The sequence below is a fragment of the Colwellia maritima genome, assembly GCF_022669015.1.
Taxonomy (GTDB): domain Bacteria; phylum Pseudomonadota; class Gammaproteobacteria; order Enterobacterales; family Alteromonadaceae; genus Colwellia; species Colwellia maritima.
Genome location: NZ_JAKKSL010000006.1, coordinates 83015 through 99331 on the forward strand (window position 1 = coordinate 83015; position 16317 = coordinate 99331).

The following is a 16317-nucleotide window of genomic DNA, read 5'->3' on the forward strand; positions in this document are numbered from 1 at the left end:
AATAAGAAATGTCTCTCTGAGTGAAGGAACACGAAAATTAAAGGGAGAAAACCAACGTCACCGACCCTTTTAATTTTCTGATGGTTATGGCTCTGATTATATAATTCAATATGACTGTCACGTGCGTTATATTCATGGCCCCGTATTTAGCAGAGAACACTTTTTTCTCTCATATGATGGTCACATATTATACCAATTGAATTAATGATGAAAACGCGGAAGACTCAGGTTTTATTAGTGTATTTCATAAAGACAAAAGGCCTGATGATAGTAAATCATCAGGCCTTTTAAAATACGTATTAAGAATGTATAAGCGGCTTAAATAAATGTTATTTTTCAGTAATCGGCAATAATGTTATTTCTACTCTGCGGTTAAGTTCTTTACCGGCTGAAGTATTGTTATTTGCAACAGGTTGAGTTTCACCGAAACCAATGGCTTCAATTCTATCATTAAGAATACCAAAGCAGAACTTAGGTAGTTAGCTACAGATTGCCCACGCTGTACTGATAATGCTTGGTTTAGTGCATCAGATCCTGAACTGTCTGTATGGCCAAGCAACAACGATTAGGGTTTTATCAAACTCCTTTAACACTACAACAACTGAATCTAAAACTGAATAAAAGTTTTGTTCAATATTCGCTTTGCTAGAAGAAAAAGTAATATTACCGGGCATAATTAAATTAATGTTATTACCGTCGCGCTCAACACTTACTCCAGAGCCACGTAATTTTTTTCTTAATTCAGCTTCTTGGGTGTCCATGTAGTATCCAATACCACCACCAATAGCGGCACCACCTGTTGCTGCTTTTAAAATGTTACGATTTCGCTTACCTATATCGTCTTCATTTTTGTTAGCTATGTAGGCAACTACGGCTGCAACTCCAAAGACCAATACCCGCACCTTTAGCGGTATTAGTGGCTTTTTCTTCACCTGTGTAAGGGTCGAAAGTTGAACATGCGCTTAACGCTAAGCAAGTAATTAGGGGAAGTGTAAAGTGTTTCATTTTTTTCCTTAAATAATTTATGGGTAACATGGGATTTTAAAAAGGGTATGCGAAGATAGACTCGAGTAAACGCCGCTATATTAGCATTATTCAAGACTCGATAAAGCCGTAAGTAATATTTATTACGAATATACCCAAACCACCTCAAGATACAGAATTCAGTTGGAATTAGAAACGTTTTTAGCACAAAGTCAGCTCCCATCCTGTCGTCCAACCTAGCATATCATCTAATCTTAATACATTGATGTTAATGACTAAAACGCCTATTCAACCATCATAGTGATAAAGTAGCTATATCCGCTTTTGTGCTGTAACATCTGTCACGGTATATTTAATCTCTAAAGGCAAAGCATCAGTTCCAGTTGGAGCTAAAACATATTTATACAACGAGTTATTTCTTTAAGTCATTGTATGTCTTTTTAACTCGCACAACTTTTTCGCTCTTGTTTTCATTCTTGTTTTCGCTCTTACTTTCATTCGCGGTTTTACTTGACCCTGCCACAGATGTATTGATTTCATCCATTTCTGCTTGAGTTAAATATCGCCACTGCCCCGGCTTTAAATTACCTAACTCAACACTCATGATTCGTGATCGTTTAAGCTTTTTAACCTCATAATCTAAGTATTCACACATACGTCGAATTTGACGATTCAGTCCTTGTGTTAAAATAATGGTAAAAACAAAACGGCTTTTTACGCGAACAATACATGGCTTAGTTATTGTGCCTAAAATAGGAACTCCGCGAGACATTCGCTCAATAAAACGTTCACTAATGGGTTTGTCTACCGTAACAATATATTCTTTGTCATGTGCATTTTCTGCACGCAAAATTTTATTCACAATATCACCATCACTGGTGAGAAAAATTAACCCCTCAGATGGTTTATCTAAACGCCCAATCGGAAATATGCGTTCTTTATGACCAATGGCATCAATAATATTACCGCGTACATGGCTTTCAGTAGTACAGGTAATACCTATCGGTTTGTTATAAGCGATATAAATACGATCAGATTTATTGGTTGGCATAGATGCGATTGTTTTACCGTCTACTTTGACTACATCGCCTGCTTGCACCTTAGTGCCTAATTCTGGCACTTGATCATTAATCGTTACGCGATTCGCTTCAATTAATTTATCTGCGCCACGGCGAGAGCAAAAACCAGATTCACTGATGTATTTATTTAAACGTTTGGTGCTAATTGAGTTGTTGGTCATAAAAATAATATGAGTGCATTTAGTTTGTTTAGCATTATACTTAAAACAACGATTAATGTATCAGGCATAGTAGAACATTATGTTAATTTTTGCCCATCGTGGTGCCAGTGGTGTTGAACCAGAAAATACTTTACGCGCAATTCAGTCAGCAATTAATACCGAAGTCGATGGTATTGAGATAGATATTTATGAAGCCGACAATACCTTGTTTGTTATTCATGATCGCCGGTTACATCATACCACTTCAGGGATAGGCCAAATAAGCCAACATAACGTTGACTATTTGCGTAGCCTAGATGCAGGTTTAGGTGAAACGATTCCAACACTTGATGAAGTATTAGCGCTCGTGGCAGGTAAATGTATGCTCAATATCGAGTTAAAAGGCATTAACAATCTCGATTTATTATTTTCTTATCTTGATCAGGCTATCAATACGTCAGTATTAACGGTTAATGACATTTTACTTTCCTCATTTAATCATCGTTTGCTTTATAACATAAAACAACAAAGAGGCGAGTTTGCCATTGGTGCACTTACCTCATGTTATCCTTTAGACTATGCAAGATTTGCCGAACAACTCAACGCCTATTCAGTTCATTTGGATGTAAATTTTATCAGTATGAATTTTGTTGAAGATGCGCATCATCGCGGACTAAAAGTATTTGTTTATACTGTAGACGAACTAGAAGATATTAAAACCATGAAAGCGTTAGGGGTAGATGGTATTTTTACTAACTTCCCCACCACAGCTAAATGCCATATTGCGCATTTATCTCCGACACACTTACCTTCAAAAAATAACAAAAATTAGAGAACCTGTTTACCGTTTCGTATTAAAGCATTTAACGGATTAACCCCAAATTGATAGCAAAGTTCTGCCGGCTGACTAATGTTCCATAACGCCATATCAGCATCGTACCCTACCGCAAGTTGACCTTTTATTTTAGACAAACCTAATGCTTTAGCAGCATTACACGTAACGCCGCCTAACGCCTCACTAGGGGTTAATCTAAACAAGGTGCACGCCATATTTAGCATAAGTTGAATTGAACAGATGGGTGAAGTTCCCGGATTAACATCTGTTGCTATTGCCATTGCTACGCCTGCTTTACGTAGTTGTTCTATCGGAGGTAATTGCGTTTCGCGTAAAAAGTAAAAAGCGCCGGGCAGCAATACGGCAGTCATATTGGCATCGCTCATTGCTTTAACACCCGCTTCGGTTAAAAATTCAACATGATCGCTCGATAAGGCTTGATATTTAGCCGCTAGCTCGGTTCCTCCTAAAGCGGATAACTGCTCTGCATGTACTTTTATCGCTAAGCCATGTTTTTTAGCCGCAATAAATACCTGTTCAGTTTGAGCAATATTAAAGCCGACATTTTCACAAAATACATCAACCGAATCAGCTAAATTTTCTTCAACAATAACGGGTATCATTTCCTTACACACTAAATCTATATAACCATTAGCATCGTCTTTATATTCGGTTGGTAAAGCATGTGCGCCAAGAAAAGTTCGTTTTATCGTAATTGGTAGTTCATCAGCAAGTTGTCCTGCTACTTTCAGCATTTTTACTTCATTAACAAGATCTAATCCATAACCTGATTTAATTTCAACCGTAGTTACCCCCTGCTGATGAAGCGCCGTTAACCTAGTTAAGGCACTAGCTAATAATTCTGCTTCACTCGCTAGTCTGGTAGCTTTTACCGTAGAAACAATTCCACCACCCGTGGGCAATTTCTTGATAACTTTTCCCTTGTAAGCGCATTTCAAATTCATTAGCACGATTGCCACCGAATACAAGATGAGTATGACAATCAATCAATCCTGGGGTTAACCATTTTCCCTGTCCATCCATTATATCGACTTCATTTTCATTATAGCTAGGCAAGTCAACTTCTTTGCCTAGCCAAACAATTTTTCCATCACAAATAGCTAATGCAGCATCCAAAATTTCGCCATAGTTTTCACTGTTATTACCCATAGTTGCGACATTGACATTAAGCCAGAGTGTTTGCCATTGATGTGGGCAATGCGTTGAGTGATGCGTTGAGTGATGCTCTGAAGATTTAATACGTGTCATCGCAGTTACCAAGAATATTATAATACTAATTAGCGATAACTGTAGCTGAGAAATAAGAATTTATCAATAGTTGTATATACAACTATTGCATTAAGAATAAAACTATGAGAACGTATATACAATTCGAGCTCTATTTACAATATATTGGCGATACCATGACCGAGACTACGTTAAAAAACACAAAAAAATCAGCTAAATATAGCGTTATAAAAAAATATATTTGCCAGAACATAGAGTCGGGTCAATGGCCTCAACATTATAAAGTACCTTCCGAAAATGAACTAACACAGCAGTTTGATGTAAGTCGTATGACTGCTCGTCGAGCACTGCAAGAATTAACCGAACAAGGTATTCTCGTTCGCGCACAAGGCTCAGGTACTTTTGTATCCACATTTAAATCGCAATCGTCATTGTTAGAAATTCGTAATATTAGTGACGAAATTAGTGACCGTGGACATAAGCATCATGCGCAGCAAATTAGCCTTGATGCAATCACTGTTACTGAAGAAGTTGCTATTTTATTGAATTTAAAAAATCATAAAAATGCTTTTTACTCACAAGTATTACATTTTGAAAATGATCAACCGATTCAATTGGAGCAGCGGTATGTTAATGCGGCCTTGGTTCCTGAATATTTACTGCAAGACTTTACTAAAATAACGCCTCATGAATATTTATCTGCTGTCGCACCATTAACTGAAGCAACACATGAAATTGAAGCAATTTTAGCGGCTGAAAACATTTGCAAATTGCTTGATATCAACAGCAGTAGTCCTTGTTTACAAGTTAAACGCCGCACTTGGTCTAGCAAGGGCGTGGTGAGTTTAGCCATTTTAACATCACCTGGAAATAAATATCGCTTAGGTACGCATCTTAAAATTAATAAATGATACTCGTATAACAACATTACAACACCATGCACAGCTCATAATCCAGAACACAATACTTAATTATTCTAAGTCGTTTGGGTTATCGTTCGAAAAAGAGGAAACACCATGACAACAAATACTACACAGCCCCCTGTAACCATAGATCCTCGCTTGGATACATCGAGAGTTATTCGCGCCGATCGTGGTACAAAAATCACAACAAAAAGTTGGTTAACAGAAGCGGCAAAACGTATGCTTATGAATAACTTAGACCCTGAGGTTGCCGAACATCCTCAGTCATTAGTTGTTTATGGTGGTATTGGTCGAGCAGCACGTAATTGGGCTTGTTACGACAAAATAATTGATGTTCTTAATCGTCTTGAGAATGATGAAACCTTAATGGTGCAGTCAGGTAAACCCGTTGGTGTGTTTAATACACACGAAAATGCGCCGCGAGTATTAATTGCTAACTCAAACCTAGTACCTCATTGGGCTAACTGGGAGCACTTTAATGAGTTGGATAAAAAAGGCCTCATGATGTACGGCCAAATGACGGCCGGCTCTTGGATTTACATTGGTTCACAAGGTATTGTGCAAGGCACGTACGAAACCTTTGTTGCCATGGCTAAGCAACATTTTGGTGGCAATGCTAAGGGTAAATGGGTGCTTACCGGTGGTTTAGGTGGTATGGGTGGTGCACAACCACTTGCAGCTACCATGGCGGGTTTCTCAGCTTTAGTGGTTGAATGTGATGAAACACGAATAGATTTTCGTATTAACACTCGCTACGTTGATAAAAAAGCAAAAACCTTAGATGAAGCATTAACCATCATCAACACAGCCAATAAAAATGGTGAAGCAATTTCCGTTGGGCTGTTAGGTAATGCGGCAGATGTCTTTCCTGAATTAGTTAAACGCGGCATTACACCTGATGTTGTTACCGATCAAACCTCTGCACATGACCCCTTGAATGGTTATTTACCACAAGGTTGGAGTATGGAATACGCTGCTGAAATGCGCCTAAAAGACGAAGCTGTTGTGGTAAAAGCAGCTAAAAAATCAATGGCTGTACAAGTTCAAGCCATGCTCGATTTACAAACCGCAGGCGCTGCAACGACAGACTATGGCAATAACATACGTCAAATGGCTTTAGAAGAAGGTGTAAGCAACGCATTTGATTTTCCAGGGTTTGTCCCTGCTTATGTTCGCCCTTTATTCTGCGAAGGTATTGGACCATTTCGTTGGGTTGCCCTATCTGGTGATCCCGAAGATATTTATAAAACCGACGCCAAAGTTAAAGAGCTTATACCAGATAATCCACACCTACATAATTGGTTAGATATGGCACGAAAGCGTATTGCCTTTCAAGGCTTACCGGCGCGTATTTGTTGGGTTGGTTTGAAAGACCGTGCTCGCTTAGCCTTAGCATTCAACGAAATGGTTAAAACAGGCGAACTTTCAGCACCCGTAGTTATCGGTCGCGATCATTTAGACTCAGGCTCAGTTGCCTCACCTAATCGTGAAACTGAAAGTATGCTAGATGGCTCTGATGCTGTTTCAGATTGGCCATTACTGAACGCATTGCTTTCTACATCTGGAGGCGCTACTTGGGTTAGCTTACATCATGGCGGGGGCGTTGGTATGGGGTTTAGTCAGCATTCTGGCGTGGTAATAGTAGCCGATGGTACTGACGAAGCTGCCACACGTTTGGGCCGAGTATTATGGAATGATCCGAAGCAACTGGTGTAATGCGCCATGCTGATGCCGGCTACGATATAGCAATAAATTGTGCCAAAGAACAAAATTTAGATTTACCGATGATCACTAAATAGCCTCCCTATTTATTAACATCAGTTTATACCAATTAGAGAAAATATAATGAATCAAATAACAGAATTAAACATTATACCGGGGCAATTAACCCTAGCACAATTGCGGGACGTTAACCGTTATGACGGCATAAAATACAGCTTAGACGACAGTGCATTTGAGGACATCAACAAAAGTGCTGAAGCAGTGCAACAAGTAATAAAAGATGGACGTGTAGTTTACGGCATCAATACTGGTTTTGGTTTACTTGCTAGCACACGTATTAAAAATGATGAATTAGAGCTTTTGCAACGCTCAATAGTATTGTCACATTCGGTCGGTTTTGGCGAATACATGGAAGATGCAACGGTACGCTTAATGATGGTATTGAAAATCAATTCATTATCTCGTGGCTTTTCTGGTATACGTTTGCAAGTTATTCAAGCGTTGATCACCTTACTTAATGCCCAAGTATACCCTTGTGTCCCCAAAAAAGGCTCTGTTGGCGCTTCGGGTGATTTAGCCCCACTTTCACACATGGTGTTACCATTGTTAGGTGAAGGCGAAATGTCATATCAAGACCAAGTTATTCCTGCAATGGAAGGGTTAAAAATAGCAGGACTTGAACCAATAACGTTAGCAGCAAAAGAAGGCTTAGCATTGCTTAACGGTACGCAAGCTTCTACGGCTTTCACTTTAGAAGGCTTATTTTATGCCGAAGATTTATATGCTGCGGGCACGGTTATTGGTTCTATTACCGTAGAAGCAGCCATGGGCTCTCGTGCCCCCTTTGATCACCGAGTGCATTTTGTGCGTGGTCAACAAGGTCAAATTGATGCTGCCAGTGCTTACCGTCATGTATTAACAGAGTCCTCTGAAGTGTCTAAATCACATGCCAACTGTGAAAAAGTGCAAGACCCTTACTCACTACGTTGCCAACCGCAAGTAATGGGCGCTTGTTTAACACAAATTCGCCAAGCCGCAGTCGTATTATTAGCAGAAGCCAACGGCGTTACTGATAACCCATTAATATTTGCTAACGAAGGTGATTTTATTTCAGCAGGAAATTTCCATGCTGAACCTGTTGCTATGGCGGCTGACAACCTTGCTTTAGCGATTGCTGAAATTGGCTCACTGTCTGAACGACGAATGGCATTACTTATTGATGCCGGCTTAAGTAAACTTCCACCATTTTTAGTAGATAACGGTGGTGTAAACTCTGGCTTTATGATCGCTCAAGTTACCTCTGCAGCGCTTGCCTCTGAAAATAAAACCTTAGCACACCAACCTCTGTGGACAGTTTACCAACATCTGCTAATCAAGAAGATCATGTTTCCATGGCCTGTTTCTTGGGCGTCGGTTAACCGATATGAACGAGAATACTAACGGTGTATTAGCCGTAGAATACTTAGCAGCAGTACAAGGTTTAGATTTTAGAGCACCACTTAAAGGCTCGCCAATTATTGAACAAGCCAAAACGATACTACGCAAAACCGTCAGTTTTTATGATAAAGACAGATACTTCGCTCCTGATATTGTTGAAGCATCTTGCATAATCAGTGATGGTGAATTTAATCAATTTATGCCTGAACACTTGTTACCGAGCTTGTAACGAATAGTATACAATTTTCCCAAGATAACACTGGGTGCACTATTGCACCCTTTTTATTGCCCTTTATATTCAATCGCACTATGACAAATACGATAATCGCTCCTATACTCAAGTCAACAGTTAGGATTAGCGTAATGAGTAGTTTAAGTGAGCCAAAAACCTTTTTTTATTTTTTCTATCTTAATTATTGTTAGCATCGGAGTACTTTATTTAAATTTACCAAACCTTTGGTCATCTAAAGACTATGCTGTCACGATTGCCGTATCGAAAACACCGCTTTCTAGCCCTTTTTATATAGCTAAAGCCCTTAATGCCTTTGATGATACCTGTGTTAGCGTTGAATATATCGAAGTAGATGGTGGAATTGAAGCATTTAATAAAGTGATTAATGGTGAAGTTGATTTTGGTACAAGTTCTGATTCTGCAATCGCTTTTCAAAGTTTAGCAGAGCATAATTTTGTTACCCACACAATGTTTAGCCAATCAGATAATGATATAAAATTAATAACACGAACTTCCGATAAGATTGAATCTGTCTTTGGACCTAAAAGGGAAAAAAGTTGGCGTTATCAAAAGATCTGCCAGTGAATATTTATTAAGTACCTTGTTAGCAATTGAAGGCTTAACAGTGGAAGATGTTGATCTTCATTATTATAAACCAGAATTATTACTCCAAGGTTTTCGTGACGATAAATTGGATGCTATTGTTCCTTGGGAGCCATATCCTTTTCAAGCATCAAAGTTGCTTGGAAACCAAATAACAACCCATGATACAAAAAACTTAAGTACCTTAAGTTTTAATTTGATTTCCAAAGCCCCTGACAAACTATTGGTAGACAAAGCAACTTGTGTGATTCAAGGACTACAAACAGCCATAAATTATATTGCGTCACACCCAAAAAATCTAAAAAAATAGTGATAGATAAACTAGATTTAGATCCCGATTTTATGGATTGGATTTGGCCTGATTATATTTTTAAACTCGGCTTAAACCAATCTTTAATTTTAAATATTCAATCGCAAGCCACTTGGGCATTGGAAACACAAATAAGTGACTATAAGTTAGCCTCTAATGCAAAGGATTTGGTTGATACTCGAGCATTAAAACAGGTAGACCCTAAAGCGGTAAATGTAAATATAGTGCACTAATTACAGCATTCTCATTTAAGATATTTTATTATGAAGTTAAGCTTACAACAACAGATTATTTTTTTCACATTAGGTAATTGCCTATTGTTTGTCGTGCTTGTCGCCAGTATTTTATGGTCAACTCATATTGTAGATGTCACATTAAAACGTGAACAATATGCGCATAAAGTAGAAGACTATACTAATATTTTAAAGCAACTTGTTCTCAGTGAAGATATCTACGCTAGCAACTACAGCACGAGCGATTGGTTTGCCTTAGAGACTAAGTTAAATAACCTCCTACAAGTTGCCCCCAATTTAACACCGCAGCAACAAACACTGCAGAATAGTATTGTAAATCAAAATAAAAGCGTACAACGTCTATTTGATACTATTAACAAAAACAAATTAAAAAATGCGAATCAAGCAATAAAAAAACATTTAAGAACTCGCTTAATTACACAACTTGAAGCTATTCGCACTGACTCAATACAACTTTCAGACATCGCCAAAAAAGATATTAAAAATGTTATAAAAAATCAAATCATCTTCGTTTTATTAACCCTAGTATTCATTATACTAGCCTTAGTTTATGGCGCTTTTAAATTAACCACCGTATTTAAAACTTCCTTGAACGAAGTCAAAAATGCATTTAAAAAAAACCACAGTGGCAACTTTCAAGCAATACAATTTTCTAATCCAACAGAGGAATTTGACAGTATTGCAAGTGCCTATAACGAGATGAACAAAAAATTAAGCATCAGCACAGTCTCTTTAGAGTCTATGAAAAAAATTGTTGATGAACGAACCTGTAAATTAGAAGAACTCTCTAATACAGACTCGTTAACTCAAATTGCCAATCGACGAGCACTTTTTGAACGTGGAAATGCTGAATTTTCTCGTATCCAAAGAAGCAAAAGTCAGTTAACCATCATGTTAATCGATTGTGATTTATTCAAAGATATCAATGATAAATATGGTCATATTTTTGGTGATAAAGTACTGCAACATTTAACTGAAATATGTAAAAAAGCTATACGTAGCATTGATTTTTTTGCACGTTATGGTGGTGAGGAATTTATTATTATCTTACCAGATAGCAGTATAAATGGAGCGATGGAAACAGCAAAACGTATTCAACATTCTTTAGCTACCCACTGTATTAAATTTGACGAGAAAGAGATTTGTATTACCGTAAGTATCGGTATAAGTACGGTTAGCGATAAACATGACAATTTTGAGCAATTGATAAAAGATGCGGATATGGCTATGTATAAAGCCAAAACAAACGGCCGTAATAGAATTGAAATAGCAGACGAAAAAAACACAATAATCAAAAAAGCTTAACCTGAAACTAAGTTCTATTACCGACAGGCAATTATTAGCCTCAAGTTGCCTTCAAAAACGCTTGTAACTAAATAACCTCAATTATAATCTCAATTCGTTTAGTATATTTTTCCAAAGTGAACAAAGCAAATTAAACACTATTTTTCAAAAAGTTACAAACAAACCACCCCTAATTGAAGTTAAATAGGTTACAGGGGAAATCTATACTTATTATTTAAAGGTTGAGCTTAACTTTTCTATATCTTCTGCACTTTTGTTTACCGCAATACCATAGCTATTGACCTGTTCTGCAAGCAAAACATTTGTTTTAGAAATATCGTCTATCGTATGCACACTATGAGTAATTTCATTAGCAACAACACTTTGTTCCTCAGCAGCGGTAGCAATTTGAGAAGTCATATCACTAACATCATTCACATTACTGATAATATCTTCCATCGCTTGCTTAATTTTAGAGCTATCTTCAGAGCATTCTTCGGCATTCGCTTTGCTCGTAAGCATCACCTGACTCCAATTTTTCAAGGTGTTTTGTAGTTCAACAACGGAGGTTTGGATCTGAACAGTTGCCCCCTGAGTTCTACTCGCTAAATTCCTCACTTCATCAGCCACTACAGCAAAACCTCGCCCTTGCTCTCCTGCCCTTGCTGCTTCAATTGCAGCATTTAATGCTAGCAAGTTTGTTTGGTCGGCAATTCCTTGTATTTCAACCATAATTGTTGAAATTTTATTAACATCGTTAACCAATTCAAGGGCATTCGTCGCGGCTTTATCAACATCACCGGCTAAATTATTAATTTTATTCTGGCTTATCTCAACAATGCTGATATTTTCCTGACACTCATTTTGTACTGTTAAAACTTTATCATGTGTTTGATTTGTATTGATGCTAACTTCACTAATCGTTGCACTCATTTCAGTTATTGCCGTTGCAAGTTGTGTTAAATGCAAATTTTCTTCTTTTATACCCGTTTGTATTTCGGATGAAGCCTGTGCTAATTCAGAGGCGATATTTACTAATTTTTTTCCTGAGTCGCTGCTTCTACCGAGTATTGTTCTTATTCGAGCTTTATATAATTCTAGAGGATAAAGCAATATATTTAATGGTCCTTTCCCTGAAAAAATTATACGTGACGGACTATCAAATAACTTTTTAGTTTTAGTTACGGCATTGGGAAAAGTAAACAACTCGGGTAAAAAGACTAGCGAAAGCAAACCAATACAACATAGGAGTACAATAGATGGAACGATTGAATTGGTATACAACCACCCCCCTATAGAGGTCATAGTGATAATAGCTAAGGCAAGTAATCTTCTTATGTTAACGTTATTATCTAAGCCCGCAATAGACCCCCCATTATTGAGAGTATTATATAACTGTTGAGCATTTCGTTTCTGCTCGTTACTCGGCAAGATTCTAACCGACTGATAGCCAGTAACTTTATCATTTGTAAATACGGGTGTTATATAGGCATCCACCCAATAATAATCACCATTTTTACAACGATTTTTAACCATTCCTCGCCAAGAGTCTCCTCGTTTAAGTTTACTCCATAAATCAGCAAAAGCCGCTTTGGGCATTGACGGATGTCTAACTATGTTATGATTTTCCCCTACAAGTTCCTCAAGGGAGTAACCTGAAATTTCGCAAAACTCATTATTGGCGTAAGTTATGATTCCATCTAAATCAGTAATAGAGACTAATTGCTGAGTCTCAGAGAAAACTCGTTCAATATTTGATTTATCGCCCATTATATTCCTTTTTTTCAGATAAATTTTCTAAGAAAAACTAACAAGAACTTTATTTATACCATATAAGCTACTTTACGAATAGAATTTACGCCTAACTAATTCCAATATTAGTACCATAAACAGAGGAAAATACTGATTTATTGATATTGCATTACAGTGCGGGAACCCAAAGTGCAAGAATCAAATTTTTACCTTTTCCCCAGTACCGCTAATACAAAGAAGTTCAGGTTACTTACTTTTTTGAAGGCATTTTTACTTATGAAATATATTTGAACTTGGGTCAGCGATAAAGCAATAAAGCATCGCGCTGACAATGTAGTTAACCACCTCAATAGTTTAGAGTTTTTCAATGATCGCTTCTGCTGTTTTCAACGTACGAATTTCTTGGAATAATTGATCGGCTTCGCTATATTGAAGCTTTAAATATTTAAGCCATTGCTTAATGCGGTTTGGATAATATTTGCTTTTATCGCCGTAGGTTTCACAACGCGTATAATCAAGTAATAAGCCTTGCACTTCATGCCACGGCATAACTGGCATCTGTTGCTTAATCACCTGCGCTAAGTTTGGCAACATTAAGGCACCACGCCCCACCATAATGTCGGTACAAGTAGAAATTTCTCGACAGTTTTTAGCGTCAGTTAATGTAAAAATATCGCCATTGGCAATCACTGGAATCGTTATATTTTCTTTTATTTTAGCAATCCATTCCCAGTGAGCACGGAGGCCTGTAACCTTCCATTTTAGTCCGCGCATGTACCGTAAGCTCATTAGCGCCGGCGGCTTCAATTGCTTGTGCATTTTCAATCGCTAGGCTTTTATCTTCATAACCTAAACGAATTTTAGCACTAACAATGGCCTCTGCAGGCACAGTTTGCTTGATTGCGTTGACAATTTGATAAAGATCTTCTGGATCTTTCAATAATATTGCCCCGCCACGATTATTATTAACCATTTTAGAAGGACACCCAAAATTGATATCAATACCATGCGAACCAAACTCTATCGCTTTTGCGGCATTGTCTGCCATACATGTTGGGTTTTGACCTAATAATTGCACACGTACTGGCGTTCCGGCTTCAGTAGTACAACCGTAAGCGTTAGCATTGGTTAATTCTGGACAAGCACGAAAAAAAGCGCGGTCTGAAATAAGTAGGTCAACCACACGTACAAACTCAGTAACACATAGATCATATCCGCCCACTCTTGACAGTAAGTCTCGCATTAAATGATCAAGCACGCCTTCCATAGGGGCTAGTACTATTCGCATAATTACTTAGTCATGTTCATATTGTTATGATCTTTATCATCAGATAAATCACAAGGTGTACTAACAAAAGCGGTTTTGAGCCCTGAATTAATTTTATTTTTACGCTTAGCTATTGCCCGTTTATTTATTATCCAATAAAGACTGGCCGTTGACAAAGCAATAGAGAAATGAACAAACACAGTAAGCCATTGGCCATTTTCATGCCACATAAACACGGGACCACGATAAGTAACATAAAATAAATCGAGCACTGAAATGTGCAACCAAATACTTAAAAAAAATAATTTTAATTGATGGCGTTTAAGAAATGTTCTTGGAAAAAAATTCAATCGATAAACCAATAAAAGGTAATTAGCCCATTATAACCAAGTGAGTAAGTCAGGGTAAACAAACTTATAACTTAATAATCGCTTCGATTTTTCTCCGCTAACCACCCTTGTGCTCTCGTTTGCCGGCTTTTTTAATAACGGGGGCGTCTAACTTGAGTGCCTTAGCCGCAGCTTGGTAATATTGTCCCTTACTCACATGGGTATCACTTACACCATTAAAAACGGTTTGTGCGTTATTACCTGAAACAAGTGAAATTTTTGACCACTCAACACATAACAGTGACTCAATTAAGCCAATAGCATCTTGCTGATGAATTAAATTAACCGGTGCAGACGAGTCGCTCAGGGTTTTCTTTGCTTGTATGAATTTCCCAGGATGACGATTAGGACCAACTAAACCCGCTAATCGAATAACAATCCCCTCCTTGGAAAAATTCATTACAGCTTGTTCTGCAGCATGTAATATTTTCACTTTATCTGTAGAAAGATTAAGTTCATTATTTTCATCTACAATACCAGATAAACCATCATAAACAGCGGTACTCGACAACAAAATAATACGTTCAACTACTCCGCGTTCCTGTGCAGCAGAAACAAGTTGCGTTATTTTCTCTGCATAATCGGTTCTGCCTTGTCTAACTTGCGGTGTAATAGCAATCACCAAACTCTGCTGTGCAAAAATATCGTGTTGAGCAAGCATGGTATTATCCGTCCGGCAAAGTTAATTGCTGAGCAATTATAGCCTGTTGATTTAATGTAACGACATTTTCTGCTCTACCACTTGTGGCAAGCACAGACATTTTTTTCGCTTGTAAACTGACCGCTAGCGCCTTACCTAACCAACCACAACCAATAATACCGACAGAAAGCGGCTTTTCAACGTAATGATGTGTTTTACTCATAGTCTTAACTCTTTGCAGTGAGTTAAACTCACGTTTTTATGGTGAAGGCGAAAATCAAATATCACTCTCTTGGTAAAATAAAATAACTTCCGTTGAAGGTCGCCGCAATATTTTCACCGCAATATACGTGTGCGGTTAACTTGATTCTTGCATTTTTACCTTGTAATAAATTATCAAAATTTCCTGAAACATCTGCTTGTACAACCTGCCCATAGGCAAGACTTTTAATAGGTGAGTGATAACGAATGTTAGCATCGGCTAGTACAATATCTCCATCAAGTGCTACGCCTTTATCTTGTTGTTCATGTAACGTTAAATATACCCACCCCCAACCCGTTAATGTTGCCAAGGTATAAATACTACCTGCAAACATGGTGTGGTGTAAGTTTTGGTTAAAATCAGTATCACAACGGGTAATTAATTTCAGGCTATCAAAATAACTTATTTGTAAGTTCATCGCTTTACTTAAAGGAATGGTGTCATGCCAAATAGCTTGTAATGCTTGTGATTTCGACAGTTGATCTTGGGCATGTACTGGTATTTTTTTCGTCATACTGTAATGTTTTACATCACCAAACAGTGTATGAGAATAGCCCCGCATTTTATAACCCAATTTTTCGTAAAAACCTAAAGCTTGCTCACGTGCATTTAAAACAATCTCGGTGATCCCTAACATACTCGCTTGTTGTTCGAGCGCCCGAATAATTTGTTGACCTAATCCTTGCCCTTGCATGTTATCATCAACTGCCATGTAGCGAATTTGACCTTGTTGTTCTGTAACTTTTTCTAAACGGCCAACCGCTAATACCTTGTTATCTTCATCAACTATCATTCGATGAAGCGCACTTTGCTCTTGTTGGTCTTGCTCGCTGCCTTCTGGTTGCTGCCAGGGTTGTCTTAATATTTTCCATCGTAAGTGGTAATATTGTGAAAATTCTTCAGTAGAATTAGGTGCTCTTAAGGTATTCATGGGTTGTCCCTACTGTCTATTTGAT

Annotated in this window: 14 protein-coding genes and 4 pseudogenes; 8 read left to right on the forward strand and 10 right to left on the reverse strand. The window is 37.8% G+C overall.

The annotated features are described in order from the left end of the window. Positions 1–527: 527 nt before the first annotated feature. The 3 genes from L3081_RS22960 to rluF form a co-directional block, all read right to left on the reverse strand. Positions 528–893 (reverse strand): hypothetical protein, encoded by a 366-nt coding sequence (locus tag L3081_RS22960; protein WP_242288593.1) that lies wholly within the window; start codon positions 891–893, stop codon positions 528–530. Continuing rightward, positions 853–1005: a hypothetical protein gene (locus tag L3081_RS22965; RefSeq protein WP_242288594.1), complete on the reverse strand. Its 153-nt coding sequence runs from the start codon at positions 1003–1005 to the stop codon at positions 853–855. The genes L3081_RS22960 and L3081_RS22965 overlap by 41 nt, the downstream gene beginning before the upstream one ends. A 391-nt stretch (positions 1006–1396) precedes the next feature. Beyond that, positions 1397–2224, reverse strand: coding sequence for a 23S rRNA pseudouridine(2604) synthase RluF (gene rluF, locus L3081_RS22970; RefSeq protein WP_242288595.1), 828 nt, complete (start codon positions 2222–2224; stop codon positions 1397–1399). Positions 2225–2303: 79 nt separating this feature from the next. Here rluF and L3081_RS22975 point away from each other — a divergent pair, with 79 nt between their 5' ends. Next, the gene (locus L3081_RS22975) at positions 2304–3035 is read left to right on the forward strand and encodes a glycerophosphodiester phosphodiesterase (RefSeq protein ID WP_242288596.1); all 732 of its coding nucleotides are present in this window, start codon (positions 2304–2306) and stop codon (positions 3033–3035) included. On the opposite strand, the pseudogene hutI reads toward L3081_RS22975, so the two are convergent. Beyond that, positions 3032–4208: pseudogene (gene hutI, locus L3081_RS22980) on the reverse strand (imidazolonepropionase). The gene L3081_RS22975 and the pseudogene hutI sit on opposite strands and share 4 nt — an antisense overlap. A gap of 254 nt (positions 4209–4462) precedes the next feature. Between hutI and hutC the strand changes: the two are divergent. The 7 genes and pseudogenes from hutC to L3081_RS23015 all read left to right on the forward strand — a co-directional run bounded on the left by hutC (position 4463) and on the right by L3081_RS23015 (position 11072). Then, on the forward strand, positions 4463–5197 hold the full coding sequence (hutC, locus tag L3081_RS22985) for a histidine utilization repressor (protein WP_242288597.1): 735 nt from the start codon (positions 4463–4465) through the stop codon (positions 5195–5197). A 138-nt stretch (positions 5198–5335) separates the two neighbouring features. Continuing rightward, positions 5336–7008: pseudogene (hutU, locus tag L3081_RS22990) on the forward strand (urocanate hydratase). 46 nt (positions 7009–7054) lie between these two features. After that, positions 7055–8597, forward strand: a pseudogene (gene hutH, locus L3081_RS22995) (histidine ammonia-lyase). 147 nt (positions 8598–8744) lie between these two features. Next, entirely contained in the window at positions 8745–9185 is a 441-nt protein-coding gene (locus L3081_RS23000; RefSeq protein WP_242288598.1) for a substrate-binding domain-containing protein, read from the forward strand. Continuing rightward, positions 9136–9513 carry an ABC transporter substrate-binding protein gene (locus L3081_RS23005; RefSeq protein ID WP_242288599.1) on the forward strand — a complete coding sequence of 126 codons (378 nt, stop codon included), beginning with the start codon at positions 9136–9138 and terminating at the stop codon, positions 9511–9513. Before L3081_RS23000 ends, L3081_RS23005 begins: the two co-directional genes overlap by 50 nt. Then, the gene (locus L3081_RS23010; RefSeq protein WP_242288600.1) at positions 9513–9746 is read left to right on the forward strand and encodes a hypothetical protein; all 234 of its coding nucleotides are present in this window, start codon (positions 9513–9515) and stop codon (positions 9744–9746) included. The genes L3081_RS23005 and L3081_RS23010 overlap by 1 nt, the downstream gene beginning before the upstream one ends. Before the next feature lie 30 nt (positions 9747–9776). Beyond that, positions 9777–11072, forward strand: coding sequence for a GGDEF domain-containing protein (locus L3081_RS23015; protein WP_242288601.1), 1296 nt, complete (start codon positions 9777–9779; stop codon positions 11070–11072). Between the two features lie 210 nt (positions 11073–11282). On the opposite strand, the gene L3081_RS23020 is transcribed toward L3081_RS23015, so the two are convergent. The 6 genes and pseudogenes from L3081_RS23020 to L3081_RS23045 all read right to left on the reverse strand — a co-directional run bounded on the left by L3081_RS23020 (position 11283) and on the right by L3081_RS23045 (position 16292). After that, complete coding sequence (locus L3081_RS23020) at positions 11283–12821, reverse strand: methyl-accepting chemotaxis protein (RefSeq protein ID WP_242288602.1); 1539 nt, start codon at positions 12819–12821, stop codon at positions 11283–11285. Between the two features lie 336 nt (positions 12822–13157). Continuing rightward, positions 13158–14091: pseudogene (locus L3081_RS23025) on the reverse strand (tRNA-dihydrouridine synthase). A gap of 2 nt (positions 14092–14093) precedes the next feature. Beyond that, complete coding sequence (locus L3081_RS23030) at positions 14094–14342, reverse strand: hypothetical protein (RefSeq protein WP_242288603.1); 249 nt, start codon at positions 14340–14342, stop codon at positions 14094–14096. A gap of 175 nt (positions 14343–14517) precedes the next feature. Continuing rightward, positions 14518–15120, reverse strand: a complete 603-nt coding sequence (locus tag L3081_RS23035) for a Rossmann-fold NAD(P)-binding domain-containing protein (protein WP_242288604.1) — start codon at positions 15118–15120, stop codon at positions 14518–14520. 4 nt (positions 15121–15124) lie between these two features. Continuing rightward, positions 15125–15322, reverse strand: coding sequence for a Rossmann-fold NAD(P)-binding domain-containing protein (locus L3081_RS23040; protein WP_242288605.1), 198 nt, complete (start codon positions 15320–15322; stop codon positions 15125–15127). A 61-nt stretch (positions 15323–15383) separates the two neighbouring features. After that, positions 15384–16292 (reverse strand): bifunctional GNAT family N-acetyltransferase/hotdog fold thioesterase, encoded by a 909-nt coding sequence (locus L3081_RS23045; RefSeq protein ID WP_242288606.1) that lies wholly within the window; start codon positions 16290–16292, stop codon positions 15384–15386. Positions 16293–16317: the final 25 nt, after the last annotated feature.